Annotated in this window: 1 protein-coding gene and 2 pseudogenes; 2 read left to right on the top strand and 1 reads right to left on the bottom strand. The window is 61.4% G+C overall.

Features of this window, described 5'->3' with window-relative positions; all coding sequences use genetic code 11:
- Nucleotides 1-469: 469 nt before the first annotated feature.
- Both ACFFWD_RS18270 and ACFFWD_RS18265 read left to right on the top strand, forming a co-directional pair.
- Nucleotides 470-1,230 (top strand): annotated as a pseudogene (locus tag ACFFWD_RS18270) (IS5 family transposase).
- 74 nt (nt 1,231-1,304) lie between these two features.
- Nucleotides 1,305-2,633, top strand: a complete 1,329-nt coding sequence (locus ACFFWD_RS18265; protein ID WP_376967541.1) for an IS701 family transposase — start codon at nt 1,305-1,307, stop codon at nt 2,631-2,633.
- Between the two features lie 465 nt (nt 2,634-3,098).
- Here ACFFWD_RS18265 and ACFFWD_RS18260 read toward each other — a convergent pair.
- Nucleotides 3,099-3,324 (bottom strand): annotated as a pseudogene (locus ACFFWD_RS18260) (hypothetical protein); the annotation flags it as partial.

The raw sequence follows: 3,324 nt of genomic DNA, 5'->3' as shown, positions 1-3,324 counted from the left end.
CCGCCGCCGCCACCTCCTGCTGCGCGACCGGCACCGCCGCCTCCGCCGCCGCCACCTCCTGCTGCGCGACCGGCACCGCCGCCGCCACCGCCGCCACCTCCCGTTGCGCGACCGGCACCACCTCCGCCCCCGCCGCCGCCTCCGGCTGCGCGACCGGCGCCGCCACCGCCGCCCCCTGCCGCAGCAAGACCTGGCGACAAGGGATGCGTGCTGCCGACCGGTCAGCAGTGCCCGGCAAGATAGGAGGTCTCGCGAGCGAGATGTTCTTGAAGCGGTGATGTAAACGCGGGTCTCGGCCGAAGCATCAAGGCCAGGGACCCTGCGAGATCGTGGCTACAGCATGATCCGGAATGTTAGTCTCTTCGGATCGTGCAGAAGCGTGGGTGTCCCTGTCGGAAACCTAGGGTCTGTACCTCATTAGAGAACTCTGATTCCCTCGCCCCGAGTTGATTCGGCACGGGGTACTTCGATGCGCAAAGGACTGTTCTGGCTCAACGACAAGCAGTGGGCTCGGATAAAGCAGCATCTGCCAACGAACCAGACCGGGCCAGCGCGCGATGACGATCGACGCATCATCAGCGGTGTCATTCATATGCTTTCAGTGCGGCGCGCGCTGGCGCGATTGCCCGCCCGACCATGGTCCTTACACGACGATCTACAATTGTTTCAATCGCTGGGCCAGGCGCGGACATTGGCAGGCGATCTTTGAAGCGCTCGCCCGCGGCGGCAAGGACGGGGTGACTTTGTCGATCGACTCCACCTCGATCAAGGCGCATCGCTCGGCGAGCGGCGGAAAGGGGGGACCATGAACAGGCGATCGGCCGCTCGCGCGGCGGGCGGACCACGAAAATCCACGCGCTGAGCGATCCTGATTGGAGACCTTGCGCATTTCATCTCACTCCGGGTCAAGACGCAGATATTGCCGCAGCGCCGGTCCTTTTGAAACTCGCGCCGCCCATGTCTACCCTCATTGGAGACAAAGGCTACGATGGCGACGGCTTTCGCGCCGAAATCGTCAATCGCGGCGCGAAGCCCGTTATTCCTAACAAATCCAACAGGGTGACCCTCCACAGCTTCAGTAGGCGCGCGTATAAGGGACGCAACGTTATCGAGCGCTGTTTCTGCCGGCTCAAGGATTTCAGGCGTGTCGCAACTCGCTACGACAAACTAGCAAGAAATTTCTTGGCTGCCGTCCACCTCGCCGCCATCGTCGCCTATTGGATCAATTGAGTCTGAACCCTAGCACTACTTTGGCAGATTCGTCGGTTTAGTGAGCCTGTCGGGATTCCCGAATCGATTTTTCAATGATTCATAGGGGGTCGGCTTTTGGAGGGCCGACCATGGGGAACGCGGCGTCGGATTGGGAAGACCAGCTCGAGCGTTGGCTGAAGCCATTCCTGGATCGCTTGGGTCACAAGGCCCGGCGGCGGATGTGTCCGCGTTACATTGAAGGGCTGATCGGCCCCGGTGAGCGCAAGAGCATTCAACCGATGGCGGAGCGCTTTGCAGCGGGCGATTACGATCGGCTGCACCATTTCATCGCCGATGGCGTCTGGGATGCGACACCGCTGGAGACAGAGCTGCTCAAGCAGGCCGACCGGCTCGTCGGCGGTGATGATGCGGTGCTGGTTATCGACGACACCGCGGTGCCGAAGAAGGGCGAACACTCGGTCGGGGTTGCGGCTCAATATGCCTCGGCGCTTGGCAAAACGGCAAATTGCCAAACATTGGTGTCGCTGACGCTCGCGCGTGGTGAAGTGCCGGTGATGATCGCATTGCGTCTCTTCCTTCCCGAGAGCTGGACCAGCGATGTTGCACGGTTGAAGCGCGCCGGCGTACCGGTCGACTACCGATCGCCACGGTCCAAGCCAGAGATCGCTTTGGCTGAGATTGATCGCGCGATGGCAGCCGGCGTGCGCTTCGGTTGTGTGCTGGCGGACGCTGGCTACGGCCTCAGTGCGCCGTTTCGACAAGGGCTCACGGCACGCGGGCTGGCCTGGGCCGTTGGCATCCCTCGTCACCTCAAGGTGTATCCGGTCGGCGTGCAGCTCATTTGGCCGACGACCAAAGTTCGTGGTCGGCCGCGTAAGCACCATGTGCCGGATATTCTATCGATCGCGGCCGAAGATATGCTGGCCAGCGCCAAATGGAAAACTGTGAGTTGGCGAAACGGGACCAAAGGTCGGCTGAAAGCTCGATTTGCTGCTGTCCGTGTGCGCACCGCCGACGGACCTCCTCAGCGAATATGGGATAAGGGACAACAGCATCTGCCAGGCGACGAGGCTTGGCTCATCGGCGAGCAACGTGCCTCTGGGGAGAAAAAATACTATCTCGCCAACTTGCCCGTCTCGACAGATCTGCGCGCGCTGGCCGCCACCATCAAGGCACGATGGATTTGCGAACAAGCGCATCAGCAGTTGAAAGAGGAACTTGGGCTTGATCACTTCGAGGGGCGATCCTGGCAAGGTCTTCACCGTCACGCATTGATGACCATGATCGCCTACGCCTTCTTACAACACCGTCGCCTCGCGCAAGCGGGGCGGAAAAAAAAGAATCAACGGACCTCCGCCTCAGCCAAGTTTGCCGGCGGTGCGCCACGCCATCGTCAATCGCCTTCTTCGGCCGCTATCTGAGCGATGCCGATGGTGCCGAAGAGCCATCCGTGAAAAGTTGCAATAAATCAATCTGCCAAAGTAGTGCTAGGCAGAGGTAGGCTGAGCACCCGCGCCACCTGGGCTGGGCTCCACGTGTCTGAGCCGCGCGGGGTCGGGATGCCCTGCGCGTTCAGTCCGGCAGCGAGGGCCCACAGGCTCGTTGCGCCGCTTGCCTGCAACGCCTTGATGGCGGGCATGATGTCCGCAGCGCGCTCCGTTGCCAATCGTTGGTCTGAGCTGCGGCGAAGCCCGACCCAATGAGGATCACGGCAGCCAAAAGCAGCAGGGAGCAAGCCTGCGCCCTCCGGCTCTCCCTCGAAGCGCCCAGCTAATCTCGGCCATCGCTTCCCTCTCAGCGATGGTGGCGCGGTGATAGTCATGGGCACCCATTCAAAGGCCATGGGGAGCAGCTTAGCGGGGTAGGCATCCATCGCAGGATGCTCGTTAGCGCTGTGCCGATAGGGTCTTTCCATTTTCGGAAAACACCTTGGCGGCGCCCGAAGCAAAGCTAACGCCGTATTCGAACGTCGCCGTGCCCGCCGATTTACGTCCCGTGCTGGGATTGGACACGGCGAAGACAACAATGCCACTTACGAGGCATCTTGCTTGCTCTTCATTGCACGATGCTCGTGTAGCTTCCGGGACGAGTTTGTAGGATCGAATCGGCCAT

This window comes from Bradyrhizobium erythrophlei, from assembly GCF_042430365.1.
Taxonomy (GTDB): Bacteria; Pseudomonadota; Alphaproteobacteria; order Rhizobiales; family Xanthobacteraceae; genus Bradyrhizobium; species Bradyrhizobium erythrophlei.
The sequence above is the reverse complement of the archived record's forward strand: the minus strand, read 5'-3'. Positions and strand labels throughout refer to the sequence as shown.

Bases quoted from the DNA above. Each gene is read 5' to 3' on its own strand.
- ACFFWD_RS18265 (WP_376967541.1), top strand. From the start codon at position 1,305: ATGATTCATAGGGGGTCGGCTTTTGGAGGGCCGACCATGGGGAACGCG.